Raw genomic sequence first — 25,784 nt, 5'->3', positions numbered from 1 at the left:
GCGGCGCGGCTACTTGCCGCGCCAGGCGGCGGGCACTTCCGTGGGCGTCAGCTGCCGGTCCACCGCGATGCGGGCCGGGTGCTGCCGGTCGTAGCGCACGTGCACGGTCTGCCCGGGCATGAAGCCCGCCAGCAACTCGCGGTCGATGTACATCTGCAGGTCGGCCTCTTGTTCGCGGCCGTCGGCGTCGGCGAAGCGCAGGCTCAGCTTCACAGGCAGGGCGAACGGCCGGCCGCCCGGCTGGCGTTCCAGCGCCAGCACCGTGGCCGCGGCGGGCTGCCCTGTCTGCGCCAGCTGGGCGGCCAGTTTGCGCTCTTGCTCGAAGGGCCGCGCGTTTTCGCGCACGATCATCGCCACAAAGCCGATGAACACCACGGTGGCGATTGTCCCGGCCAGCCACCACCCCACATTGCTCATTGCGCCCGCCTCGTCATGGGAAAATATTGGCCACCCGCGAGATGATGCCGGCCACCCCGCTCTTGATCTGCACCCCGATGCCCTTGATCTGCGTGGCGGCGCCGCCGAACTCGAACCCCTGGTCGCCGTTCTTGAAGGCGGCCAGGTCGAGCTTCACCGTGGACCACTGCGAGTTGATGCCGGCGTACACCTGCTGCCGCACCCCCCACAGGTCGGCCGCCGCCAGCACCACGGTGGCGCGCGCCGGCGTGCCCCGCACAAGGTTGCCGGTCCAGAACGCCTGCTTGGCGCCGCTGACCGTCCAGCTGGGCGTATTGACCGTCATGCTGGTGTCGGCATTGACCGTCAGCGGGTCGGTCACGGTCTTGGTGAAGGTGCCGTTCACCGTATGGGTGACCGCGCCGGTAATGGTCGAGTCCTGGGTACCGGTCAGGTCGTGGATGTGGTTGGCCGTGATGGTCTCGGTAAACGTGCCGCCGCCCTTGATGGTCTGGGTCACGTTGCCGTCCAGCGTTTCATCGAACGTGCCGGTCACCAGGCGCGTCTCGCCGTCGTTGAGTGTTTCGTCGAACAGCCCGGTGATGTTGCGGATCTCGCCGTTGGCGGCGACGGTGGTGTTCAGGCCCTTGTCGAACTCTTCCTTCATCAGGCCGTCGGTCACGTGCACCGTGCGCTGCTGCTTGACGGTGTACGTTTCAGCGCCGTCGACATTGACCGTACGGGTGCTGTCGACCTGCAGGCGGTCGGTGCCGTGCACGGTGATGTCGCGGTTGCCGCCGCCCAGGGTGCCGATCATGGTGGTGTCGTTCGAACCGACGGTGGTGGTGCGGGTGCCGTCGGTGTTGTGCAGCTCGTTGCCCTCGACTTCCGACGTCAGGTCGCGTTCGGCATGCAGCCATACCAGCTCGCCGCCCGGCTTGTCTTCGAACATCAGCGCATTGGCGTTGCCCGGCGTGCCGTCGCGCGAGCGGCTCAGGAAGCCGCTTTGGGTGGCGTTGCCGGGCAGCTCCCAGGGCGGCATGTTGCTGGCGTTGTAGACCCGGCCGATGACGATGGGCCGGTCGGGATGGCCGCCGATGAAGTCGATGATGACCTCGTCGTCCACGCGCGGCAGCTGGATGCCGCCGAAGCCGCCGCCCGCCCAGGGGCTGGACACCCGCACCCAGCACGAGCTGTTTTCGTTCTTCTGGCCGTAGCGGTCCCAGTGGAACTGCACCTTGATGCGGCCGTAGCTGTCGGTCCAGATCTGCTCGCCCGCCTTGCCCACCACGCGCGCCGTCTGCGGGCCATGCGTGTGCGGCAGGGGCGTGACGCGCGGCGCGCGGAACGGCGTGGCGGACGGCAGCACCGTGAAGCCCACGTCGAACACCGCGGCGTCCAGGCCGCTGGCCTCGCCCGCTTCCTGGATGCGGTAGTGCGCCGACACGATCAGGTATTCACGGTTTTCGGCCTGGCGCGGGTGGTTGCGCAGCGTGAACAGGTAGCCGGGCGCCATGCCGTGCGCGTTGCAGGCGCCGTTGATCTGCTCTTGCCGGCATTGCAGCTCTTCGAGGCGGATGCGCGTGTAGCGCTCGGCGTCGGCCGGGTTGGTGTAGCCGCCCTGCCATTCGTACATTTCCAGGTCGCTGTGGTCGTAGCCGCCCGGGTTGTTGCGGCGCGCCTGCAGGTCGGCCCCGGGCGTCTTGAAGTGGTAGTCCGACGTGGCGAACGCCCCCGGCGTGATCTGTTCGGCGATTTCCCAGCTGGAGATGTATTCCTGCTGCGGCACGGTCACGCGGTCGGGGCCGTAGTACGGGATGGTGTCGTAGCCCGGGCAGTTTTCGTGCTGCGTCACGTCGTCGGTCAGCACCAGGGTATGCTGGCCGGCCCCGTGGCGGAACCAGTAATAGATGCCCTCGTGCTCCATCAGGCGGCTGATGAAGGCGAAGTCGGTCTCCTGGTACTGCACGCAGTATTCCCAGTTGCGGTAGCTGCCGGCCAGCTTGAATTCCACCGGGAAGGGGTATTCGGCCAGCACCTCGCGGATCACGTCGGGCACGCTCTTGTTCTGGAATATCTTGCTGTCCGAGGTCTGCGTCAGGTACCACAGCCAGGGGCGCACCGTGGCGCGGTAGCGGTACAGGCGCGAGGTCGGACCTTCGCGGCCGGCCAGCTTGCAGCGGGTGATGTGGCCGTTCAGGTAGCGCAGGCCGCCGGCGGCCTGGATGTCCAGTGTCAACGGCTTGCCCAGCAGCTGCTTCATGTCCAGCGAATGCGACGGCGACACCAGGTCGATGTCCAGCTCGAACAGCTGCGACAGGGCCTCATGGCCCACCATGCCGCGGAACGCCAGCATGTCGTCGGGCAGCGGCGAGCGGGCGACGACGGTGCGGCGTTGAAGCGAAATGACGTTGTCCATGTCTGCTGTCTGTAGTCCGTAGGCGGCGCAAGGTCGCGCGGCGGGCCCAAGGCGGCCCCGGGGACGATGCTAGGCAGGCAGGATGACGGCAATGCTTCAGTACGCCGAAACGTAACCGCGCCCTCCTGGGGCGCGGTTACAGAATTTGCGAACGCATACAACTGCCGAGCGAATCGGAGTGCATCAGATGCCTGACTGCGCAGGTGTCAGGCACGGTACCGTCGGCGCACGTCGGTGTCTGGCTCCTGCGGAGCCGGACACCTGGGCAACTCAGCGGCTGGCCGGGGCGTGGTCGGCCACGGCCTGGCGCAGGCAGGCCATGGCGGCCTCTACCGCGGCCGGCAGGAAGGTCTCGCGGCGCCAGTACATGGCCACCGATCCGAAACCCGACAGGCGCAACGGCACGATGCGCATCGCGTTCATGTGCGAAAAACGCAGGGCGGCGCGGTGCGAGGCCACGCCGATCAGGTCGCTGTTATTGATCAGGGTGAGATTGACGGTGACCGAATTGGATTCCACCGCATCGGCCGGCGCCGACAGCCCCACCGCCTCGAGCGCCGTGTCCAGCGCATTGCGGATCGGCGTGCCCTTGGGCCACAGGATCCAGCGGTACGCCTGCACGTCGGCCCACTGCACCGATGCCTTGGCAAGCAGCGGATGGCGCGGACGCGCCACCAGGTGCACGGGCTCGAGGTACAGGGCCTCGGACTGCACGGCGGGGTCGTGGTGCTCGGGCGCATAGCGGCCCACCACGATGTCCAGGTCGCCTTGCGCCAGCTGTGCCAGCAGGCGGTCGGTGGTGCCTTCGACCAGCTTCACGCGCGCCTGCGGCATGCGTTCGAGCAGGCGCACCACCGCCAGCGGCACGGTGTCGGAGGCGGACGCGCCGGAAGCGCCGATCACCACCCGCCCGCCGCCGCCCTCGCGCAGCGCCGCCATGTCGCCACTGGCGCGGTCGAGCTGGGCATCGATGCGCTGGGCGTGCGCGATCAGGGCCTCGCCGTACGGCGTGGGCCGCAGCCCGCGCGCGTGGCGCTCGAACAGCGGCAGGCCGATGTCTTCTTCCAGGTCTTTCAGCCACTTCGACAGGCCTGGCTGGGTGGTGTTCAGCATGGCCGCCGAATGGCTGATATTGCGGGTCTGCGCCAGGCTGAGCAGCATTTTCAGGTTGCGCAGGCGCAGCCGGTGGGTCCAGTCCATGAGTCTCCCGCCATATTGTTTTATGTATGAATAATAAGTTTATTTCATTTTTTTCGACATGGCTGGCGGCTTCATAATGGCCAAAACAACATGTCAGCAGCCGGCCGCCAGGCCGGCCGGAACCCGGAGACACCCATCATGCCCGACGGCCCCACTTCCGCCGACGCCCGCGCCGCCTATTACACCCGCATCGCCCGCAAGCACATGGCGCCGCTGTGGGAATCGCTGCACAACCTGGTGCCGCGCCAGCCCGCGTCGCGCTGCCTGCCCGCCCTCTGGAAGTACGACGACGTGCGCGCCGACGTGCTGGAATCCGGCACGCTGATCAGCGCCGAAGAAGCCGTGCGCCGCGTGCTGATCCTGGAAAACCCCGGCCTGGCGGGCCAGGCCAGCATCACCCAGACCCTGTACGCCGGGCTGCAGCTGATCCTGCCGGGCGAAATCGCCCCCAGCCACCGGCACACGCAATCGGCGCTGCGCTTCATCGTCGAGGGCAAGGGCGCCTATACCGCCGTGAACGGCGAGCGCACCACCATGCACCCCGGCGACTTCATCATCACGCCGTCCTGGACCTGGCACGACCACGGCAACCTGGAAGCCGCCGACGGCGGCGAACCGGTGATCTGGCTGGACGGCCTGGACATCCCGCTGCTGCGCTTCCTGGATGCCGGCTTCGCCGAGAACTACCCCGCCGCCACGCAGCCGGTCAGCCGCCCCGAAGGCGACAGCACCGCGCGCTTCGGCCACAACATGGCGCCGGTGCGCTACCAGCCGGCCAGCGGCTCGTCGCCGATTTTCAACTACCCCTACGAACGCAGCCGCGAAGCGCTGGACCAGTTGTACCGCCACGGCGAGCTGGATGCCTGGGACGGCGTGAAGCTGCGCTACGTCAACCCGGCCACCGGCGGCTATCCCATGCCCACCATGGCCACCTTCATGCAGTTCCTGCCGGCCGGATTCCACGGCAAGACCTACCGCAGCACCGACTCCACCGTGTACAGCGTGGTCGAGGGCCGCGGCACGGCGCGCATCGGCGACCAGCAGTTCGAGTTCGGCCCGCGCGACATCTTCGTGGCGCCCTCGTGGCTGCCCGTACAGCTGGGCGCGCTGGAAGACGCCACCCTGTTCAGCTATTCCGACCGGCCGGTGCAAGCCGCCCTGGGCCTGCTGCGCGAGTCGCGCGAAGGCTGACCCGCCTGTTCATTCCGCTCTAACCAAGGTTCATACATGTCTTATGTCTTTGCCCCCGCCGCCCCGGTCGCCGTGCCGGTTGTCGGCAGCCAGGATCACTACCCCGTGCGCCGCGTCTACTGCGTGGGCCGCAACTACGCCGCGCATGCCCGCGAAATGGGCTTCGACCCCGATCGCGAGCCGCCCTTCTTCTTCTGCAAGCCGGCCGACGCGGTGGTGCCGGCCGAAGCCGGCGCCACGCTGGAAATCCCGTATCCGCCCGAAACCGCCAACTATCACTACGAAATCGAGCTGGTGGCGGCCATAGGCAAGGGCGGCGCCCGCATTCCGGCCGAACAGGCGCTGGACCACGTCTGGGGCTATGCCGTGGGCCTGGACATGACGCGCCGCGACCTGCAGATGAAAATGCGCGAAGCGGGCCGCCCCTGGGAACTGGGCAAGGCCTTCGACCACAGCGCGCCGATCGCGCCGCTGCACCGCGCGGCCGACGCGGGCGACCTGTCGCGCGCCGCGATCTGGCTGCAGGTCAACGGCCAGGACCGGCAGCGCAGCGACACCTCGAAACTGATCTGGTCGGTGGCCGAGACCATCGCCTATCTGTCGAACTACTTCCGCCTGGAGCCGGGCGACCTGATCTACACCGGCACGCCCGAGGGCGTGGGCCCGGTCAAGGCGGGCGACCTGATGGAAGGCGGCGTCGAGGGGCTGGAACCGCTGCGCGTGCGGGTGGCCTGACCCATGAAGACCGATACCGACGTCATCATCATCGGGGCCGGCGTGGGCGGCCTGGTGCTGGCCCTGAGCCTGCACCAGGCGGGCATCGGCTGCCGCGTCTTCGAAGCCGTGGCCGAGATCCAGCCGCTGGGCGTGGGCATCAACCTGCTGCCACACGCCGCCCGCGAACTGGACGAGCTGGGGCTGCTGCCGGCGTTGGACGCCCTGGGCGTGCATACCAAAGAATCCATCTTCTTCACCCGCCATGGCCAGTTCATCTACAGCGAGCCGGCGGGCAAGGCGGCCGGCTACGATTGGCCGCAATACTCGATCCATCGCGGCGACCTGCAGATGGCGCTGCTGGCCGCGGTGCGCGAACGCCTGGGCGCCGACAGCGTGGTCACCGACAGCCGCTGCGTGCGCGTCGACCAGGACGCCGACAGCGTCACCGTGCACCTGGCCAATGGCGCCGGCGAAGCCCTGCCGCCGGTGCGCGGCGCCATCGCGGTGGGCTGCGACGGCATCCATTCGGCCGTGCGCAAGCAGTTCTATCCCGACGAGGGCGCGCCGCGCTATTCGGGCGTGAACATGTGGCGCGGCGTGACCCGCCACCCGGCGTTTCTCAGCGGCGCCAGCATGGTGCGCGCGGGCTGGCTGGCCGGCGGCAAGATGGTCATCTACCCGATACGCGACGCCATCGACGCCGAAGGCAACCAGCTGGTGAACTGGGTGGCGGAAATCGAATCGCCCGTGCCGGCCCAGCGCGACTGGACCCGCGCCGGCCGCCTGGAAGACTTCTACCCGGCCTTCGCCGGCTGGCAGTTCGACTGGCTGGATGTGGCGGCGCTGATCCGCAACGCCGACTCGATTCTGGAATACCCCATGGTGGACCAGGACCCGCTGCCCACCTGGACCCGCGGACGCGTGACGCTGCTGGGCGACGCCGCCCACCCCATGGTGCCGCGCGGCTCGAACGGCGCGGGCCAGGCGGTGATCGACGCCCGCTTCCTGGCTGGGCGGCTCAAGCACCTGGGCCTGGGCAACGCGGCCCTGCAGGAATACGACCGCGTGCGGGTCGAGGCCACCACGCGCGTGGTGCTCACCAACCGCAGCAACCCGCCCGACGCGATCCTGCGCGAAGTGTATGAGCGCTCGGGCGACCGCCCCTACCAGCGCATCGAAGACGTCATCAGCCGGCAAGAGCTGGAAGGCATCTCGCACCGCTACAAGCAGGTGGCCGGCTTCGATCCGGCCAGCCTGAAGGCGCGGGCATCGTTTTTGTGATGGCAGGTGTCCGGGCATCCTGCTTCGGTGTCTGACTCCCGCAGGGTGTCAGACACCTTAGTAGCAAGGCAGCGCCCCATAACTACATGCAAGGCAAGGAGAGACAAATGAACATCCTGATCCGCGCCATGGCCGCGCTGGCCCTGGCGCTGGCCGCCACGGCCAGCCACGCCGCCTGGCCCGAGCGTCCCATCACGCTGGTCGTGCCCTTCACGCCCGGCACCGGCATCGACCTGATCGCCCGCCAGCTGGCCGCCCATCTGCCCCAGGCGCTGGGCCAGCCGGTGGTGGTCGAGAACCTGGCCGGCGCCAGCGGCAATATCGGCACCGAAAAAGCCGCGCGCGCCGAACCCGACGGCTACACCTTCCTGGTTACCGTGAACACGCTGGTCATGAACAGCAGCCTGTACAAGGGCAAGCTGCACTTCGACCCGCTGAAAGACCTGGCGCCCATCGGCCAGACCTCATGGGGCTCGCTGCTGCTGGTCACGCATCCCTCCAACCCGGCCAAGACGGTGGCCGACGTGGTCAAGGCCGCCCAGGCCGCGCCCGGCAAGCTCACCTACGGCACGCCCGGCGTGGGCACGCCGCACCACCTGTCGATGGCGCTGTTCCTGGACCGCACCCATACCAGCATGCTGCACGTGCCCTACAAGGGCACCGCCGGGGCCGTCACCGACATGCTGGGCGGGCGGCTGGACTATATGTTCCTGCCGGTGCACGTGGCGCTGCCGCAAGTGCGGGCCGGCAAGCTGAAGGTCATCGCCACCGGCAGCCCCAAGCGCCTGCCGCAATTGCCCGACGTGCCGACCCTGACCGAGGCCGGGCTGCAGGGCGCCGACGTGGACATGTGGTACGGCCTGTTCGCGCCAACCGGCACGCCCGAGGCGATCGTGGGGCGCATGAACCAGGCCATCAACGTCATCCTGCAAGACCCCGCCACCGCGAAGGCGTTCGACGCCCAGGGCATGGTGCCCGCCACCTCCACGCCGGCCGAGTTCGGCGCGCTGGTCGCCAAGGACGCCAAGCGCTGGGACGACATCATCACGCGCACCGGCATCAGCGCCGACTGAACCGCTCCCATCCGCCACCCCCAGTAGACTTCCATGCAACTGCACAGCTTCTTCAACAGTTCCACCTCGTACCGCGTGCGCATCGCGCTGGCGCTCAAGGGCCTGCCGTACGACTACGTGCCCGTCAATATCCGCAAACTGGAGCACCGCGCCGCGGATTATGTGGCGCGCAATCCGTCGGCCAACGTGCCGCTGCTGGACGACGGCCGCCTGGCGCTGGGGCAGTCGCTGGCCATCATCGACTACCTGGATGCCCGGCACCCCGAACCGCGCCTGATCCCGGCCGACCCGGAGCAGCGCGCGCGCGTACTGGAGCTGTCGTACGCCATTGCCTGCGACATGCACCCGGTGAACAACCTGCGCATCCTGCGCTATCTGCAGGATGTGCTGGGCGCGACCGACGAACAGAAGAACGCCTGGTACGGCCACTGGATCCGCGAAGGCATGGCCACGGTCGAGGCCCTGCTGGCGCGCCACGGCGGCGGCCCCTATTGCTTCGGCGCGGCGCCCACGCTGGCCGACTGCTGCCTGGTGCCGCAGATCGCCAATGCGCAGCGCATGGGCTGCGACCTGGCGGCCTATCCGCACGCAATGCGCGTGTACGCGCATTGCAGCGAGCAGCCGGCCTTCCAGGCGGCCGCCCCGCAGCGTCAGCCCGACTACGCCGGCTGAGCCGGCCTCTTGCGAAGACACGCCATGGCCACCGAACCCGACCCCGCATCCGGCCCGCTGCGCCGGTACGACGACCCGGCCTATCGCCCGCTGTGCGCCAGCCTGGGCGAGGTGCGCGCGCACATCGACCGGCTCGACGACGCGATCGTGCGGCTGATCGCCGAGCGCGCCATGTATGTAAAGGACGCGGCGCGCTTCAAGCGCGATGCGTTCCAGGTCAGCGCGCCGGCGCGCCAGGCCGAAGTCTTTGTGCGGGCACGCGAGCTGGCGCGCCGCCACGACCAGGGGTTCGAGAACCTGGAGGACGTGGTCGAGGCCGCCTACCGCGCCATGGTGGCGGCCTTCATCGCCAACGAGCAGCACTACTTCAAAAAAATGACACCAACGGGAGACCCTGATGCATGATTTGATCGCCAGCGGCTGGCGCCGCCGACTGTTGAGCACCGTACTGATACTGATGCCGCTGGCCACGGCGCATGCGGCCGGCTGGCCGGCCCAGCCCCTGAAGCTGGTGGTGCCGTTCGGCCCCGGCTCCAGCCCCGACCAGGTGGCGCGCATCGTCGGCGACAAGGCCGGCAGCATCCTGGGGCAGACCGTGGTGGTCGAGAACAAGCCCGGCGCCAGCGGCAACATCGGCACCTTCGCCATCGCCAACGCCAAGCCCGACGGCTATACCTTCGGGGTGTCCATCACCGGCCCGCTGGTCAACAATACCGTGCTGTTCGACAAGCTGCCCTATGACCCTTTCAAAGACCTGGCCGCCCTGACGCTGGCCGTGCACCAGCCCAACGTGCTGGTCGTGCCGGCCAAGTCGGGCATCACCAGCATCGCGCAGCTGCTCGACGCGCTGAAGCAGCACCCCGACCAGTACAACTTCCCGTCGCCGGGCGCGGGCACGGTATCGCACCTGTCGGTCGAGCTGATGCTGCAGCGCATTGGCGCCAAGGCGGTGCACGTGCCCTACCCCTCGTCGCCAGCCGCGCTGAGCTCGGTGATCGCCGGCGACACGCAATTCGCCGCGCTGCCGCCCATCGCCGTGATGCCCATGGTGAAAGACGGCCGCCTGAAAGCGCTGGCCGTCACCTCGTCGAAGCGCTCGGCGCTGCTGCCCGATATTCCCACGCTGGGCGAAGTGGGCGTGAAGGGCATCGAAGGCTCGGCCTGGATCGGCTTTGTCGTATCGTCCAAGGTACCCGCCGATATCCGGAAGAAACTCGCCGACGCGCTGATCCAGGCCATCCACGACCCGGCCGTGCAGCAGCGCCTGCGCGCGCAGTACATGGATCCGGTGGGCGACACGCCGGCCGAATTCCGCGCCTACATGGATGATGAACTGCGGCGCTGGAAGCCGCTGATCAAGCAGCTGGGCATCCAGGCCCAGTAATGCACGCACCCAAGGAGCCTCCGATGTTCGTCACCGAACCCCCGCGCCAGATACCAGTACACGGCGAGTACGACGTCGTCGTGCTGGGCGGCGGGCCGGCCGGCCTGCTGGCGGCCGCCAGCGCCGCGCGCAACGGCGCCAGCGTGCTGCTGGCCGAACGCTACGGCTTTCTGGGCGGCATGGGCACGGCGGCGGGCGTTTCCAATTTCTGCGGCCTGCACGCCAATGTGCACGGCGATATCCGGCAGGTAGTGCACGGCATGGCGGACGAGCTGCTCGACCGCATGCGCGCGCTGGACGGCCTGAACGAGCCGCACCTGATCCTGGGCAAGATCCACGCCCAGGCCTACGACGTATCGGCCTTCAAGTGCGCGGCCGATGGCCTGCTGCGCGACAGTGGCGCGCAGGTGCTGTTCCACGCGCTGGCCACCGGCGTGGCGCGCGGCGCCGACGGCGCGGTGGATGCCCTGCTGCTGGAAACCAAGTCGGGCCCGCGCGCGGTGCGCGGCCGCGTATTCATCGACTGCTCGGGCGACGCCGATATCGCCCAGTGGGCCGGCCTGCCGTTCGAGAAAGGCGACGGCCAGGGCCACATGATGTACCCCACGCTGATGTTCAAGGTGGGCAACGTCGACGGCGAACGCGCCCGCGAAGCCTGGAAGATCATTCCGCGGCTGATGGACGAGGCCGAGGCCAGCGGCGAGTTCCGCTTTCCGCGGCGCGGCGCCATTGTGCGCCCCCAGAAACACGATTACGAGTGGCGCGTCAACGTGACCCAGCTCAGCAATCCCGACGGCTCGGCCGCCGACGGCACCGACGCGCTGTCGCTGTCGGCGGGCGAACTGGAAGGCCGCCGGCAGATCGTCGACTACCTGGCGTTCCTGCGGGCGCGGGTACCCGGGTTCGAGCGCGCCTACGTGCTGGACATCGCCCCGCAGCTGGGTATACGCGAAACCCGCCGCATCGTGGCCGAGTACATGCTCAGCCGCGACGACGTGCTGGGCTGCGCCGACTTCCCGGACAGCATCGGCGTCAATGGCTGGCCGCTGGAAATCCATGTGGCCGGCGACGTGCAGTGGGTGTGGCCGCCCATACCGCAGTCGCGCGGCTACAACCAGCTGCCGCTGCGCATGATCGTGCCGCGCCTGGCGTCCGGCGCCGCGCCCAACGTGCTGGTGGCCGGCCGCTGCGCCGGCATGACGCACGAAGGCCAGTCGGCCGCGCGCGTCAGCGGCAGCTGCTTCGTGATGGGCGAGGCCGCCGGCACCGCCGCGGCGCTGGCGCTGCGCGCCGGCGTGGCGCTGCGCCAGCTGCCCGCCGCGGCCCTGCAGGACCAGTTGCGCCGCCGGGGCGCGTTCCTGGGCGAGCCGGCATGACGCGGCCCGCCCCTTTTCATCGGTTCCCGCGCGGAACCTCGCAAGACAGCAGGAGCATGACATGAGCGACACGACGGGCACGCAATCGGCCATTGTGGTCGGCGGCGGCATCGGCGGCCTGGCGGCCGCCCTGGCGCTGACCCGCCAGGGCATCGCGGTGCAGTTGCTGGAACAGGCCAGCCACATCGGCGAAATCGGCGCCGGCATCCAGCTGGGGCCCAATGCCTTCGCGGCGCTGGACGCCCTGGGCGTCGGTCAGACCGCGCGCAGCCGCGCGGTGTTCACCGACCACATCATCATGATGGATGCCGTGGATGCCCAGGAAGTGGTGCGCATCGACACCGGCGAGGCGTTCAGGCAGCGCTTCGGCGGCCCGTACGCGGTCATCCACCGGGCCGACATTCACCAGTCCATCCTGGAAGCCGTGCAGCGCGACCCGCTGATCCAGTTCCACACCTCGACCCAGATCACCGGCCTGCGCCAGGACGGCGCGCAGGTCGAGGTGCAGGACACGCAGGGCCGGCGCTACCGCGCCGATGCCGTGCTGGGCTGCGACGGGGTCAAGTCGGTGATACGCGAACACCTGGTGGGCGACGCCGCCCGCGTGACCGGCCACGTGGTCTACCGCGCGGTGGTCGAGCGCGACAACATGCCCGACGAGCTGCGCATCAATGCGCCGGTGCTGTGGGCCGGGCCGCGCTGCCACCTGGTGCACTATCCCCTGCGCGGCGGCCAGCAGTACAACCTGGTGGTCACCTTCCACAGCCGCGAGCAGGAGGAATGGGGGGTGCGCGACGGCAGCAAGGAAGAAGTGCTGAGCTATTTCCAGGGCGTCCATCCGCGCCCGCACCAGATGCTGGACCGTCCGACCTCATGGCGGCGCTGGGCCACGGCCGACCGCGAACCCGTCGACCACTGGGGCCAGGGCCGCGCCACCCTGCTGGGCGACGCCGCGCACCCCATGACGCAATACATGGCGCAGGGCGCCTGCATGGCGCTGGAAGACGCGGCCACGCTGGGGCAGGCCGTCAAGGCCTGTGACGGCGACCTGCAGGCGGCCTTCCGGCTGTACGAATCGGTGCGCATCCCGCGCAGCGCGCGGGTGGTGTGGTCCACCCGCGAAATGGGCCGCATCTACCACGCCCAGGGCGTCGAGCGGCAAGTGCGCAACAGCCTGTGGGAGGGAAAGACGCAGGCGCAGTTCTATGAAGGACTGCAGTGGCTGTACGGATGGAAGGTGGAAAACTGCCTGGGGTGAGGCCCGCCCCGCGGCAGGAGTCTGACTCCCGGGTGTCTCGGCAGGTGTCTGACTCCCGCAGGGTGTCAGACACCGAAGTGTGCAGCGACTGCCTTAACCGTACGGTGTCTGGCACCTTGTATCTTGGCACTTGTGGTGATTAGCTATCACCACAGCGGTTCCGGTGAGCTTGTTCTGGCACCGAAAGCGTGGACTTTGCTCCGCAGATGAAGCCCCGGAACCGCCCCCTGTAAGCCAGCTGAACACTGAACGGTAGCCTAGGGCCAGGACCCTGCATGTACAAGGTAAGTGGGCACAGTGGGTTGAGGGGATTCTTTTTGAGGAGCCCAAGTCTATGTTTTTTCTAGGAATTGACGTCTCCAAGGCGAAGCTCAATTGTGCCTTGCTGAGCGCCGAAGGCGACAAGCGCAAGACCAAAGTGGTGCCCAACACGGCCGCGGGCATCCAGGCCTTGGTGGGCTGGTGCGCCAAGCAAGGCGCTACACCGGAGCAATTGCACGCCGTGCTTGAGCCGACCGGCCCCTACCATGAGCAGGCCGGCACGGCATTGCACGACGCAGGAACCACGGTTTCGATGATCAATCCGGCACAGGCACGCGACTTTGCCCGCGCCTTGGCGGTGCGCTCGAAAACCGATGAGATCGACAGCTACATGCTGGCCCGCTACGGCCAGGTAGTGCGCCCACCGGCTTGGCAGCCCGCGCCGCTGCATGCGCGGCAATTGCGTGCACTGCTGGCCCGGCGTGAAGCCTTGGCCAAAGACCTGCAACGCGAGCTCAACCGCCAGGAGAAAAGCGAGTTTGGCCGCTCTCCGGAGCTGGTGGCCGGTTCGATCGCCAAGACCGTGGCGTTCCTGCGTGAAGAGATCAAGCGCCTGGAGCGCGCCATTGACGACCACATCGATCGCCACCCCGACCTGAAGGGAGACCGGGAGCTATTGAGCAGTATCCCGGCCGTTGGCCCGCAGACCGGCAATGCCATTCTGTCGATCATGCATAACCGGCGCATCGACTCACCGCAGGCGCTGGCCGCTTATCTAGGCGTTGTACCGGTGCAGCGCCAATCGGGCAGCAGCCTGAATGGCCGGCCTCGTCTATCCAAGACCGGCCCGGCGCGAGTACGGGCCACGCTCTACATGGCAGCGGTCGTCGCGGTACGGCACAACCCGCATATACAGGCGCTTTACGCTCGCTTGCTCAACGCGGGTAAAAGCAAAATGGCCGCGCTGGGCGCGGCCATGCGAAAGCTCGCTCACTTATGCTTCGGCGTACTCAAGAGCCGCACTCCATATCGCTCTGATTACGCCTTAAGCCCTTGACCGCCAAGACGGTATCTGCGGAGTCAGACACCTGGTCGCGAATCAAGCCCGATCTTTCGAGCTGCATCGAAACATCGCAGCCGGCCGCCGCCGCATAGTGTCGCCATGCATCCCACCGACCCCATCCAGGCCCCCTCGCACCCCGACCCCTATCCGTACTACCGGAAGCTCGCGCGCGAGCGGCCGCTGTACTACGACGACAGGCTGGAACTATGGGTGGCCAGCGCGCCGGCATCGATTCGCGCCGTGCTGGGCCATCCCGCCGCCCGGGTGCGGCCGGCCGCGCAACCCGTGCCGCCCGCCTTGCGCGATGGCCCGGCGGGCCTGCTGTTCGGCCGCTACGCGCGCATGCGCGACGATGCCGGCCACGCAAGCCTGAAGCCCTTGCTGGCGGACTGCCTGCGCGCATTGGCCGCCCCGCCGCCGTGCTGGCCCGCGGCGCCGCGCACGTTGCCCGCGCTGGACGATTTCCTGTTCGATGCCCCCGTATACGCGATGGCCGGCCGTCTGGGGCTGGCGCCGCATGCCATGCCGGCCTGCGCCCACGACGTGCGGCAGTTTCGCGCCGCACTGGGTCCGGCGGCAAGCGCCGGCCAGCGGGCAGCGGGCCATGCGGCGGCGGCGCGCCTGCAATCCGGCATGACCGCGCACCTGGATGCGCAAGCGGACAGCACGCCGCTGGCCCTGTTGCGCGGCCACGCGGCACGGGCCGGCATCGCGCCGGCCGAGATCGCCGCCAATCTGATCGGCCTGCTGTTCCAGTCGTGCGAGGCCGGCGCGGGCCTGATCGGCAATACCCTGGTGGCCCTGGGCCGCGACCCGGGCCTGGCCGCGGCGGCCCGCCGCGATGCGGCGCTGTGCCAGTGCGCGGCCGCGCGCACCGCGCAGCGGGACCCGCCGGTGCACAATACCCGGCGCTATCTGGATGCGCCCATCTTGCTGGACGGCCATACCCTGCCCGCTGGCGCCACGGTGCTGCTGGTGCTGGCCGCGGCCGGCGCGGCCGAGCCTGGCGATGCGCCCTGGACCTTCGGGGCCGGCCGCCATGCCTGCCCAGGCGGCTCGACCGCGCTGCAGTCGGCCGGCCAGGCGGTGGCGCATCTGCTGGATGGGGGCCTGGACCCCGCCACACTGCTGCATGGGCTGGGTTACCTGCCCTTGCCGAATGCGCGTGTGCCGCGCTTTTCGCTCGCGTAGCGCACGGCAAAGCACTGACACCGGCGTGGCCGGCCCGCGCTCAGGCGAAATATGCCTTGATCGCGGCAACCGTCTTGCGGATGTCGTCGGCCGACAGGTCCAGGTGTGTCACCAGCCGGGTCGGCCCGCCATAGACGGCGCGCATCAGGATGCCCTGCTCTTGCAGCGCGCGCGACAGGGGCTCGCAATCCTGGGGGGCGAATTCGGCGAACACCATGTTGGTGTTCTGCGCCAGCACCCGCACGCCCTCGACGCCGGCCAGGCCTTCGGCCAGCAATTGCGCGTTGGCGTGGTCTTGCGCCAGCCGTTCGACATGGTGCTGCAGCGCATGCAGGCAGGCAGCCGCCAGTACGCCGGACTGCCGCATGCCGCCGCCCAGCACCTTGCGCCAGCGGCGCGCCGCATCGATCAGGGCGCGACTGCCCACCAGCACGGACCCTACCGGCGCCCCCAGGCCCTTGGAAAAACAGATCGACACGCTGTCGAACGGCGCGCAAACGTCCTGCACCGGGCGCCCCGAGGCGACCGCCGCGTTGAACACGCGGGCACCGTCCAGGTGCAGACCCAGGCCATGCTCGCGCGCGAAGGCCGCGGCCTGGTCGATGTAGCCGGCCGGAATGACCTTGCCCTGGAAGGTGTTTTCCAGCGCCAGCAAACGGGTGCGGGCGAAATGCGGATCGCCTTGCGGCTTGACCGCCGCGGCCAGCTTGTCCAGCGGCAGCGTGCCGTCGGCGGCATGCTCGATGGGCTGGGGCTGGATGCTGCCCAGCACTGCGGCGCCGCCGCCTTCGTACTTGTAGGTGTGCGCGAGCTGGCCCACCAGGTATTCGTCGCCGCGGCCGCAATGCGCCATCAAGGCGGCCAGGTTGCTTTGCGTGCCCGACGGAAAGAACAGGCCGGCTTCCTTGCCGGTGCGCTCGGCCAGGGTCTGCTGCAGGCGCTGCACCGTGGGGTCGTCGCCCATGACGTCGTCGCCCACCGGCGCAGCCGCCATGGCCTGCAACATGGCGGCGGTGGGCCGCGTGACGGTATCGCTGCGCAAATCGATCATAAGTGCTCCAGAGGTTTCAGTATCCGGGCGAGCAGCGGCCCGCCTTCGCAAAGAAATCTATGCCGGCCGCCGCGCCGCGCGGCTGACTACCCACAGCCCGCCCAGTATCAGCGCCATGCCCGCCATCTCGACCAGCGTGGGCTGCTCGCCCAGCAACAGCCAGGCCAGCAGCGTGGCCACGATGGGCACCCCCAGGCTGGACAGGCCGGCGATCGACGCGGGCACGCGCCGCACCACCGACAGCCACAACAGCCAGCCCACCGCGGTGGCAACCAGCACAATGTAAAACATGCCGGCCCACAATTGCCAAACCCACTGCACCGGCGCGTGCGGCACCCATAGCGCGGCCGGCACGGTCAGCGCGCCGCCCAGCAGCATCTGCCAGGCGGTGAAGGTCATCAGGTCGGGAGCATGGCGATCGAACATGCGCTTGGACAGCACGGTGCCCAGGCCCCAGCACAGGCCGCCAGCCAGGGCCAGCAGCACCGCCCCGGCATCGCCCATGCCGCCCCAGGGTTCCAGGAAGCACACCAGCCCGGCCGCGGCCAGCGCAAAGCCGGCGCCATGCCGCGGCGTCGGCTTTTCGCCCAGCAGGGCCCAGGCAAACACCACTACCCAGAACGGCATGGTGTAGGCCAGCAGCGACACCTTGCCCACGCCGCCGGTGACCAGCGCAATCTGCACCAGGATCTGGAACGCGGCTGTCTGGGTCAGGCCCGTCAGCAGGGTCAGTTGCCAGGGCGGCATGGCCAGCGGCCGCCGCAGCGCCACCAGCAGCGCGAACAGCACCAGGCTGCCGGCCAGGTAGCGCACCGCCACGAACTGGAAGGGCGCGATGTACGGCACGATCAGCTTCATCGACACCCAGCTGCCCGCCCACACCAGGATGGTGGTGAACATCAGGGCCAGCCCTGTCCGGTCGAAGTTGCTGCGGCTCACGGGGAAACTCGTGGAAAAAGAAAAAACGCCCGTCCCGGCGTCAACCGGGACGGGCGGATCCGATGATACTCCTGGGCGCGCCCCGCGCGGCGCGCCGCGGCCACGGCCTCAGACCGACTTGGACAGTTGGTCGAGGATGGCGGGGTTTTCGAGCGTGGAAACGTCTTGCGTGATCTGCTCGCCCTTGGCCACCACGCGCAGCAGGCGCCGCATGATCTTGCCCGAGCGGGTCTTGGGCAGGTTGTCGCCGAAGCGGATGTCCTTGGGTTTGGCGATGGGGCCGATTTCCTTGCCGACCCAGTCGCGCAGCTGCTTGGCGATGGCCAGCGCCTCGTCGCCTTCGGGACGCGCGCGCTTGAGCACCACGAAGGCCACCACGGCTTCGCCGGTGGTGTCGTCGGGGCGGCCCACCACGGCGGCCTCGGCCACCAGTTCGTGCGCCACCAGCGCCGATTCGACTTCCATGGTGCCCAGGCGATGGCCCGAGACGTTCAGCACATCGTCGATGCGGCCCATGATCCAGAAGTAGCCGTCGGCATCGCGCTGCGCGCCGTCGCCGGCCAGGTAATAGCCGCGCAGCTCGGGCGGGAAATAGCTTTTCTTGAAGCGTTCCGGGTCGCCCCAGATGGTGCGGATCATGGCGGGCCAGGGCCGCTTGATGGCCAGGAAGCCGCCATTGCCGGGCTCGACATCGGCGCCGGTTTCATCGACCACGGCGGCCGCGATGCCGGGCAGCGGCAAGGTGCACGAGCCGGGCTTGGTGGGCGTGGCGCCGGGCAGCGGATTGATCATGTGGCCGCCGGTTTCGGTCTGCCACCAGGTGTCGACGATGGGGCAGCGTTCCTGGCCGACGTTCTTGTGGTACCAGATCCAGGCCTCGGGGTTGATGGGCTCGCCCACGGTGCCGATGATGCGCAGGCTGTTCAGGTCGTAGTTGCGCGGATGCGCGGCGGGCGTGCCTTCGGACGCCTTGATCAGCGAGCGGATGGCGGTGGGCGCCGTGTAGAACGTGGTGACCTTGTGGCGCGCGATCATGTCCCAGAAGCGGCCGGCGTCGGGATAGGTGGGCACGCCCTCGAAGACGATCTGCGTCAGGCCCGCGGCCAGCGGGCCGTAGGTGATATAGGTGTGGCCGGTGACCCAGCCCACGTCGGCCGTGCACCAGTAGACGTCGTCGGGGCGGGCGTCGAAGGTCCATTTCACCGTGAGCAGGGCCCACAGCAGATAGCCGCCCGAGGAATGCTGCACGCCCTTGGGCTTGCCGGTGGACCCCGACGTGTACAAAATGAACAGCGGATGCTCGGCATTGACCGGCACCGGCTCGCAGGTGTCGGACTGGCCGGCCTCGACGTCGTGCATCCAGAGGTCGCGGCCGTCTTTCCAGGGCACATTGCCGCCGGTGCGCTTGTAGACGACGATTTTGGTGACCGCGTCGCAGCCGCCCATGCCGATGGCTTCTTCGACGGCCGGCTTCAGCGGGATGGTCTTGCCGCCGCGCACCTGCTCGTCGGCGGTGATGACCAGCGATGCGCCCACGTCGACGATGCGTTCCTGCAGGCTCTTGGCCGAGAAGCCGCCGAACACCACCGAATGCGTCACCCCCAGCCGCGCGCAGGCCTGCATGGCCACCACGGCCTGGATGGACATGGGCATGTAGATGATGGCGCGGTCGCCCTTCTTGTAGCCCAGCGACTTCAGGCCATTGGCCAAGCGGCACACGCGCGCCAGCAATTCGCGGTAGGTGACCTTGTCGACCTTGCCGTCGTCGGACTCGAAGATGATGGCGGTTTTATCGGCATTGCCGTTGTCCAGGTGGACATCGAGGCAGTTGGCCGACACGTTGAGTTCGCCATCGCCGAACCAGCGGTAGAACGGCGCGTCGGATTCGTCGAGCACCTGCGTGAAAGGCTTGGACCAGGTGAGGTTTTCGCGGGCCTGGCGCGTCCAGAAACCGTCGAAATCCTGTTCGACTTCCTGGCAGAGCGCGCGGTAGGCGTCCATGCTGCCGATGCGCGCACCTTGTGCGGCGCGTTCGGGCGGAGGAAACACGCGCGTTTCGACCAGGACGGATTCGATGGTATTGGACATGATTTGTCTCCGGGTTCGTGATTTGTGGGTATGGCGGTGGCTGCCTATGCCCAACCGTATCGCCGCGCTCTTACGGGCACCTTACGCAGCAGGCGGGCTGGAGCGGCCCGCCCGGGGCGTACGCCGGCGTGCATCCATAAGAATACCAGCCGGCGCCATGCGGCCGCTTCAACCGTGCAGGGCGCGCCGGGCCAGGCCGCGGCCGATGTCGACGCGCGCCAGCAGCGCCAGGCCGCCCACGAAAAATATGCCGGTGACCAGGATGGCCAGCCGGTGGTTGCCGGCGGTCAGCCAGGTGACCAGGCCGTAGGTCAGCGGCCCCACCACCGCGGCCAGCTGCACGGCGAAGGTCCACAGGGCAAAGAATTCGGCCAGGCGGGTCGGCGGCGCCAGGGCCCCGACCATGGCCCGGCCCGCGCTCTGGCTGGTGCCCATGCACAAGCCCGCCAGGATGGCCGCGGCCCAGAACACCGGCGCGGTGACGGCCGCATAGGCCACCAGCACCATGATGATCCAGCCGGCCAGCGTAATGCCCAGGGCCCGCTTGTGGCCGATGCGGTCCTGCAGGTAGCCGAAGCCGAAAGCCCCCACTGCCGCGCCGATGTTCACGGTGAATACCAGCAGCATGATCTGCGGCAAGGTAAAGCCCATTACCTGTTCGGCATACACCGCCGCCAGGGTGACGACCACCGCGATGCCGGCCTGGTAGCAGGCTCCGCACATCAGCAGGCGGCGGAACTCGGGGTAGTGCGCGCCCGTGTCGTGCCACGCGGCGGCCAGCCGCCGCAGCATGTCGGGCGCGCGCACGGCGATGGCATGCGGCGTGGCCCGTTCGCGCAGCAGGAAGAACGACGGCAGGGCCGCCAGCGCGAACATGATGCTGGTAATGACGATGACCCACGGCACATATTGCTGCGCCGACAGGCCGCGCGCCTCGCCCACCGTGACCGCCGCCAGCGACAGGCCCAGCGTGAGCATGCCGCCGCAGTAGCCGAAGCTCCAGCCCCAGCCGGACACGCGGCCCAGCGCGTCGGGACGCGCCAGTTCGGGCAGGAACGCCGCCACCACCGACTCGCCGATGCAATAGCAGTAATTGGACACGGCCACCGCCGCCAGCGCCAGCCATACATCGCCCGGCCCCGCCTGGGTCAGCACCAGCGTGGCCGCCACGCAGCCGGCCGTGCTGGTGTACAGCAGGCGCCGCTTGGCCGCGCGCGCGTCGGCGCGCGCGCCCAGGGTGGGCATGGTCAGCATGATGGCCAGGTACGACAGCGACAGCGCCGCCGTCCAGGCCAGCGTGGCCCAGTCGGCCCGCTGGCCCACCACGCCGACGAAATACGTGCTGAACACGGTGGTAAGAATGACCGTGGTGTAGCCGGAATTGGCGAAGTCGTACATGGCCCAGGCCCAGACCTCGCGGCGCGCCACACCGGGGTTGAGCAGGCTGGCCATTGGCCCGGATGCCGGCCGGGCCGCCGGCGCGGAACCCGGCTCGGGCGGCAGGGGATGCGTCACAGGCCCAGGGCCGCGATGCCGGCGCGCGCGATCTCGGCGTCTTCGGACGATTTCACGCCCGACACGCCCACCGCGCCCACCACCTCGCCGCCGGCCTGGATCGGCACCCCGCCTTCGAGCATGCCCTCGAGCAGGGGCGCCGACAGGAACGAATAGCGGCCGCTGTTGATGGACTCTTCGTACAGGCGCGATTCACGCCGGCCCAGCGCGGCCGTCTGCGCCTTGGCGGGCGCGATGCGGCTGGAAATGGGCGCCACGCCGTCGAGCCGCAGCATGCCCATCAGATGCCCGCCGTCGTCGACCACGGCGATGGCCACCGCCCAGCCGTTCTTCACGGCGTGCGCTTCGGCGGCGGCCAGCACTTTCTTGACGTCTTCGGAGGTCAACGCGGGTTTGGTCTTCATGGCAGCGATTCCTTGATTCGTTCGAGTGATGAGGGGTCTTCGATGGTGGTGAGATCACCGGGGTCGCGTCCTTCGCACAGGGCCACGATGGCCCGGCGCAGCACTTTGCCCGAACGGGTCTTGGGCAGCGCGGCCACGAAATGGATGCGCGCGGGCCGGGCCACGGCGCCAAGCTGTTCTTCCACCACGCGCATGATATCGCCTTCCAGCGCCCGCGCGGCATCGGGGCCGGCCGCCGCGTCGGGGTCTTTCAGCACCGCGAACGCCACCGCCGCCTGCCCCTTCAGCGCATCGGCCACCCCTACCACGGCGCACTCGGCGATGCTCTGGTGGCTGTTGATGGACTCTTCGATTTCGCGCGTGCCCAGCCGGTGGCCGGCCACGTTGATGACATCGTCGGTGCGGCCCAGGATGAACCAGTAGCCGTCGTCGTCGACGCGCCCCCAGTCGAAGGTGGAATACAGCTGGCGCCCGGGAATGGAGGTGAAGTAGGTCTGCACGAAGCGCTCGTCGTCGCCCCAGATAGTGGACATGGCGCCCGGCGGCAGCGGCGGCGCAATCGCCACTACGCCCTTTTCGCCCGGGCCCAGGTCGGCGCCGGTGCTTTCGCTGACGATGCGCGCATCGAAGCCGAACACGGGAAACGACGGGCTGCCGAAGCGCGTGGGCACGCGCTCGACCCCCGGCTGGGCCGACAGGATCGGCCAGCCCGATTCGGTTTGCCAATAATTGTCGATGATGGGCTTGCCCAGCCCTTGCGAGATCCATTGCGCGGTGGGCTCGTCGAGCGGCTCGCCGGCCAGGTATACCGCGCGCAGCGACGACAGGTCGTGGCGCGACAACAGCTCGGGCGCCTGGCGCTTGAGCACGCGCACCGCGGTGGGCGCCGAAAATAGCGTGTTGACCCCGAAGCGCTCGACCAATTGCCACAAGATGGCGCCGTCGGGGCGCACCGGCGTGCCTTCGTACAGGATGGTGGCCTGCCCGCCGATCAGCGGCCCATAGACAATGTACGAATGCCCCACCACCCAGCCGATGTCGCTGGTACAGAAATAGGTGTCGCCCGGCTTGCCGTCGAACAGGTATTCCATGGACGCGGCCAGCGCCACCGCGTAGCCGCCGACGTCGCGCTGCACCCCCTTGGGCTTGCCGGTGGTGCCGGAGGTGTACAGGATGTAGCTGGGCTCGGAGGATTCCAGCCACTGCACGGGCACCTGCTCGCCGCTGTGCTGCTCGCGCAGCCCGGCGTAGTCGAGATCGCGGCCGGCCTGGCGTTCACAGGGCGCCAGGCCGCGGTCGAGCACAATGACGGAGCCCGGCGGCCGGGCGCACAGGCCCAGGGCCTTGTCGAGCAGCGGCTTGTACGGCACCACCTTGCCGGCGCGCGAGCCGGCGTCGGCGGACACGATGACCTTCGGCGCGGCGTCGTCGATGCGCTGCGCCAGGTTCACCGACGCAAAACCGCCGAACACCACCGAATGCACCGCCCCCAGGCGCGCGCAGGCCAGCATGGTGAATACCGCCTCGGGCACCATGGGCATGTACAGCAGCACCCGGTCGCCGCGGCCGACGCCCTGCGCCCGCAGCATGGCGGCCACCGCATTGACCTCGTCGTACAACTGGCGGCGCGTGTAGGTGATGTCGCGCTCGACCTCGGTGGACACCCAGATCAGGGCGGGCTGGTCGGCCTGCTGCGGCAGCCAGCGGTCGACCGCGTTGTAGCAAAGATTGGTGTGCCCGCCCACGAACCAGCGGGCGAATGGGGGCCGGGAATAGTCCAGCACCTGCCCGAAAGGGGTTTCCCAATGGATGCGCTGGGCCTCGGCGCGCCAGAACGCGTCGCGGTCGTCGATGGAACGGCGATGGAAATCGCGGGTTTTTTGCATGCTTGCCTCCGGTTGCACGGGCTTGCTCTCCGTTGGGGGCTTCTTTGTCCCCTGCCGGGGTTTATTGTGGCGGGCAAAGCTTGCATCAGGCTTGCCGTGCGACCTGGGGAATTCCCCAGGTCGCACGGGCCCGGCCTGGGCCGGGCAACCGTTGCAAACATCGGCATTTGCTAGAATCGCGCCAATTCCACCAGCATCCGCGGGGCATGGCGCTCCGCTCGGGCAGGCATGCACCGGCAATCTACGCGCGTACTCCATATGCAGGGCTCCGGCCTCACCCGCCGGCACGCCGGCCTGGCTGTCGTCGCGCTGTGCGTACTGCTGGCGGGCTGCGCGGCCCCCCGCCCGGGCGCCGACAGCGGCGCGCTCGATTCGCAGGACGCGGCCTGGGCCGCCCGGTCCGACGACCCGATCGGCTCGCTGGTGACGCGCAAGCTCAGCCGCGAACGGCAGCAGGCCATCGCCAACCCGCTCATCGACGAGGCCCTGGATCAGTTGGGCGTGCGCTACCGCTATGGCGGCTCGTCGCCCGACACCGGCTTCGACTGCAGCGGCCTGGTCGTCTATTCGGCCCAGCACGCGCTGGGCCTGAAACTGCCCCGCAACAGCTCGGCCATGGCGCTGATGGGCACCGCCATCGACAGGAAGCAATTGCAGCCCGGCGACCTGGTGTTCTTCAACACCCTGGGCCGGCGCTATTCGCACGTGGGCATCTATCTGGGCGACAACCGCTTCGTGCATTCGCCCAGTTCAGGCGGCGTGGTGCGCATCGAGAAAATGACACTGGCCTATTGGGCCAAGCGCTACAACGGCGCTCGCCGCCTGGAAGGCGGCCTGCTGGCCTCGGCCCCCGGCGACACCAGCCAATAAAAACGGCGGCTCAAAGAGCCGCCGCCTTTACCTTGATCAGTGCATCGAGCACAGGCCGCATTGCTGCAGAGCCTGCTGCATGCTGCATACCGACCGCCGACACGCCACCACCCGGATGCCGCCGCGCTGGGCCGCGTGGCGGAAGGTCTTCATCACGTTGTGCCCCAGGAAGTCGGTCAGCAGAATGACCAGTTGCGTGCCCGAGGGCAGCTGCAGCGTCTTCTTCTGGTGCGAAGGATCACGCCCGCTGATATGGTGCGTGATCGAAATATTGTGGCCCTTCAACAGGTCCGGAATATTCCCCAGCCTGTCGGCGCCCACCACCACTGCGCTAAGCGCTGCTGCCATGATATGTACTCCAGATCGTTGAGAACTGGAGTTAATGATAATGATTCCTATTTTTTAGTCAACACAAATGAGATCGGTTCTTATTTAATTATTTTAATCGGCCCCTGCCCTGGCATAGCATCGTTCACCGGGCCCCCAAAACAAAGCCCGGCCTGGGGCCGGGCGGGATGGGGCAGGCAGGCGGTTCAGGCGCCATGGCCCTGCACCGCCTCGGTAACCACCTGGCGGGTGAGCGCAGGCGCCATCATTTCCAGGAAGGTGTAGACGTAGTCGCGCAGGAACACGCCGGCCTTCACCCCGACGCGCGTGGTATGCGTGCCGAACAGGTGGCCCACCGGCAGGCCCACCAGGTTGCCGTCGCGGCGCGGATCGTAGGCCACGCCGGCGATGATGCCGATGCCCAGGCCGACGTCCACGTAGGTCTTGATGACGTCGGCGTCGATGGCTTCGAGCACGATGTCCGGATGGATGCCCTGGCTGGCGAACACCTCGTCGATGGTGCTGCGGCCGGTAAAAGCGCGGTCGTAGGTCACGATGGGGTACTCGGCCAGTTGCGCCAGCGTCAGGTTCTTGGCCGCGCTGCTGGTGAGTTCGGCCAGCGGATGGTCGGGCCGCACCACCACGGTGTGCTCCCAGGCATACACCGGCAGGGTGGCCAGCCCGGGGGTCAGGGCCAGCGACTCGGTCGCCAGGGCCAGGTCGGCCTGTTCGTGCAGCACCATCTCGGCCAACTGGCCCGGGCTGCCTTCGGCCAGCGACAGGTGCACCTTGGGAAACTGCTTGCGGAACCCGGGGATGACGCGCGGCAGCAGATAGCGCGCCTGTGTATGGGTGCAGGCAATGACCAGGCCCCCTTCATCGCGGCGGGCGAACTCATCGCTGACTTTTTTCAGATTGTCGACTTCGCGCATGATGCGGTCGATGACCTGCGACACGGCCAGGCCGGGCTTGGTCAGCCCCTTGATGCGCTTGCCATGGCGTTCGAAAATCTTGATGCCTAGTTCGTCCTCGAACTCGATAATGGCCTTCGACACGCCGGGCTGCGAGGTATACAGCATGCGGGCGGCTTCGGTCAGGTTGAAGTCGCGCCGGATGGTCTCGCGCACAAAACGGAATTGCTGCAGGTTCATGGTGGCCCCTGATAGACCGGCCAATTATAAGTAATAAAGAACCTGTTCTATATTATTTATAGATATAAGTT

Annotated in this window: 23 protein-coding genes; 12 read left to right on the top strand and 11 right to left on the bottom strand. The window is 68.3% G+C overall.

The genetic code is table 11. From position 1 onward, the window contains the following. Window positions 1-9: 9 nt before the first annotated feature. From J2P76_RS08830 to J2P76_RS08820, 3 genes are all read right to left on the bottom strand, one after another. The gene (locus J2P76_RS08830; protein WP_207406411.1) at window positions 10-417 is read right to left on the bottom strand and encodes a DUF3592 domain-containing protein; all 408 of its coding nucleotides are present in this window, start codon (window positions 415-417) and stop codon (window positions 10-12) included. Window positions 418-430: 13 nt separating this feature from the next. Then, on the bottom strand, window positions 431-2,815 hold the full coding sequence (locus J2P76_RS08825; protein ID WP_207406410.1) for a type VI secretion system Vgr family protein: 2,385 nt from the start codon (window positions 2,813-2,815) through the stop codon (window positions 431-433). A 270-nt stretch (window positions 2,816-3,085) separates the two neighbouring features. Then, complete coding sequence (locus tag J2P76_RS08820) at window positions 3,086-4,015, bottom strand: LysR substrate-binding domain-containing protein (RefSeq protein WP_207406407.1); 930 nt, start codon at window positions 4,013-4,015, stop codon at window positions 3,086-3,088. Between the two features lie 138 nt (window positions 4,016-4,153). Here J2P76_RS08820 and gtdA point away from each other — a divergent pair, with 138 nt between their 5' ends. The 11 genes from gtdA to J2P76_RS08765 all read left to right on the top strand — a co-directional run bounded on the left by gtdA (window position 4,154) and on the right by J2P76_RS08765 (window position 15,482). Beyond that, a complete protein-coding gene (gene gtdA, locus J2P76_RS08815) occupies window positions 4,154-5,206 on the top strand; it encodes a gentisate 1,2-dioxygenase (protein ID WP_207406406.1) in 1,053 nt (350 codons plus the stop codon). Between the two features lie 36 nt (window positions 5,207-5,242). Continuing rightward, entirely contained in the window at window positions 5,243-5,941 is a 699-nt protein-coding gene (locus J2P76_RS08810) for a fumarylacetoacetate hydrolase family protein (RefSeq protein ID WP_207406405.1), read from the top strand. A gap of 3 nt (window positions 5,942-5,944) precedes the next feature. Beyond that, window positions 5,945-7,204, top strand: a complete 1,260-nt coding sequence (locus tag J2P76_RS08805) for a flavin-dependent oxidoreductase (protein ID WP_207406404.1) — start codon at window positions 5,945-5,947, stop codon at window positions 7,202-7,204. A gap of 107 nt (window positions 7,205-7,311) precedes the next feature. Continuing rightward, window positions 7,312-8,277 carry a tripartite tricarboxylate transporter substrate binding protein gene (locus J2P76_RS08800; RefSeq protein ID WP_207406403.1) on the top strand — a complete coding sequence of 322 codons (966 nt, stop codon included), beginning with the start codon at window positions 7,312-7,314 and terminating at the stop codon, window positions 8,275-8,277. A gap of 33 nt (window positions 8,278-8,310) precedes the next feature. Further along, window positions 8,311-8,949, top strand: coding sequence for a maleylacetoacetate isomerase (gene maiA, locus J2P76_RS08795; protein ID WP_207406402.1), 639 nt, complete (start codon window positions 8,311-8,313; stop codon window positions 8,947-8,949). Window positions 8,950-8,973: 24 nt separating this feature from the next. Next, entirely contained in the window at window positions 8,974-9,354 is a 381-nt protein-coding gene (locus J2P76_RS08790) for a chorismate mutase (RefSeq protein WP_207406401.1), read from the top strand. Next, window positions 9,347-10,333: a tripartite tricarboxylate transporter substrate binding protein gene (locus J2P76_RS08785; RefSeq protein WP_207406400.1), complete on the top strand. Its 987-nt coding sequence runs from the start codon at window positions 9,347-9,349 to the stop codon at window positions 10,331-10,333. The genes J2P76_RS08790 and J2P76_RS08785 overlap by 8 nt, the downstream gene beginning before the upstream one ends. Window positions 10,334-10,356: 23 nt before the next feature. Continuing rightward, window positions 10,357-11,709 (top strand): FAD-dependent oxidoreductase, encoded by a 1,353-nt coding sequence (locus J2P76_RS08780; RefSeq protein WP_207406399.1) that lies wholly within the window; start codon window positions 10,357-10,359, stop codon window positions 11,707-11,709. Window positions 11,710-11,770: 61 nt separating this feature from the next. After that, on the top strand, window positions 11,771-12,967 hold the full coding sequence (locus J2P76_RS08775) for a 3-hydroxybenzoate 6-monooxygenase (RefSeq protein ID WP_207406397.1): 1,197 nt from the start codon (window positions 11,771-11,773) through the stop codon (window positions 12,965-12,967). Between the two features lie 334 nt (window positions 12,968-13,301). Further along, window positions 13,302-14,285 (top strand): IS110 family transposase, encoded by a 984-nt coding sequence (locus J2P76_RS08770; protein ID WP_207403706.1) that lies wholly within the window; start codon window positions 13,302-13,304, stop codon window positions 14,283-14,285. Window positions 14,286-14,390: 105 nt separating this feature from the next. Next, window positions 14,391-15,482 (top strand): cytochrome, encoded by a 1,092-nt coding sequence (locus J2P76_RS08765; protein WP_207406395.1) that lies wholly within the window; start codon window positions 14,391-14,393, stop codon window positions 15,480-15,482. Between the two features lie 40 nt (window positions 15,483-15,522). Here J2P76_RS08765 and ltaE read toward each other — a convergent pair whose 3' ends face one another. The 6 genes from ltaE to J2P76_RS08735 form a co-directional block, all read right to left on the bottom strand. Next, complete coding sequence (ltaE, locus tag J2P76_RS08760; RefSeq protein ID WP_207406386.1) at window positions 15,523-16,533, bottom strand: low-specificity L-threonine aldolase; 1,011 nt, start codon at window positions 16,531-16,533, stop codon at window positions 15,523-15,525. Window positions 16,534-16,590: 57 nt separating this feature from the next. Next, window positions 16,591-17,472 (bottom strand): EamA family transporter, encoded by an 882-nt coding sequence (locus J2P76_RS08755; protein WP_207406384.1) that lies wholly within the window; start codon window positions 17,470-17,472, stop codon window positions 16,591-16,593. Between the two features lie 108 nt (window positions 17,473-17,580). Continuing rightward, window positions 17,581-19,560: an acetate--CoA ligase gene (acs, locus tag J2P76_RS08750; protein ID WP_207406382.1), complete on the bottom strand. Its 1,980-nt coding sequence runs from the start codon at window positions 19,558-19,560 to the stop codon at window positions 17,581-17,583. 168 nt (window positions 19,561-19,728) lie between these two features. Further along, a complete protein-coding gene (locus J2P76_RS08745) occupies window positions 19,729-21,075 on the bottom strand; it encodes an MFS transporter (protein ID WP_207406381.1) in 1,347 nt (448 codons plus the stop codon). Beyond that, window positions 21,072-21,479, bottom strand: a complete 408-nt coding sequence (locus J2P76_RS08740) for a GlcG/HbpS family heme-binding protein (RefSeq protein ID WP_207406379.1) — start codon at window positions 21,477-21,479, stop codon at window positions 21,072-21,074. The genes J2P76_RS08745 and J2P76_RS08740 overlap by 4 nt, the downstream gene beginning before the upstream one ends. After that, the gene (locus tag J2P76_RS08735) at window positions 21,476-23,623 is read right to left on the bottom strand and encodes a propionate--CoA ligase (RefSeq protein WP_278253099.1); all 2,148 of its coding nucleotides are present in this window, start codon (window positions 23,621-23,623) and stop codon (window positions 21,476-21,478) included. The genes J2P76_RS08740 and J2P76_RS08735 overlap by 4 nt, the downstream gene beginning before the upstream one ends. On the opposite strand from J2P76_RS08735, the gene J2P76_RS08730 reads away from it, so the two are divergent. Beyond that, window positions 23,594-24,235: a C40 family peptidase gene (locus J2P76_RS08730; RefSeq protein ID WP_207406371.1), complete on the top strand. Its 642-nt coding sequence runs from the start codon at window positions 23,594-23,596 to the stop codon at window positions 24,233-24,235. The genes J2P76_RS08735 and J2P76_RS08730 overlap by 30 nt on opposite strands. Before the next feature lie 36 nt (window positions 24,236-24,271). On the opposite strand, the gene J2P76_RS08725 is transcribed toward J2P76_RS08730, so the two are convergent. Both J2P76_RS08725 and J2P76_RS08720 read right to left on the bottom strand, forming a co-directional pair. Continuing rightward, the gene (locus J2P76_RS08725) at window positions 24,272-24,583 is read right to left on the bottom strand and encodes a DUF2325 domain-containing protein (RefSeq protein WP_207406370.1); all 312 of its coding nucleotides are present in this window, start codon (window positions 24,581-24,583) and stop codon (window positions 24,272-24,274) included. 185 nt (window positions 24,584-24,768) lie between these two features. Next, window positions 24,769-25,713: a CysB family HTH-type transcriptional regulator gene (locus J2P76_RS08720; protein WP_207406369.1), complete on the bottom strand. Its 945-nt coding sequence runs from the start codon at window positions 25,711-25,713 to the stop codon at window positions 24,769-24,771. Between the last annotated feature and the right edge of the window lie 71 nt (window positions 25,714-25,784).

Origin of the sequence: Bordetella petrii (assembly GCF_017356245.1) — a bacterium.
Taxonomy (GTDB): Bacteria; Pseudomonadota; Gammaproteobacteria; order Burkholderiales; family Burkholderiaceae_B; genus Bordetella_A; species Bordetella_A petrii_D.
Note: the sequence above shows the minus strand (reverse complement) of the source record. Positions and strands in the feature narration are given on the sequence as shown.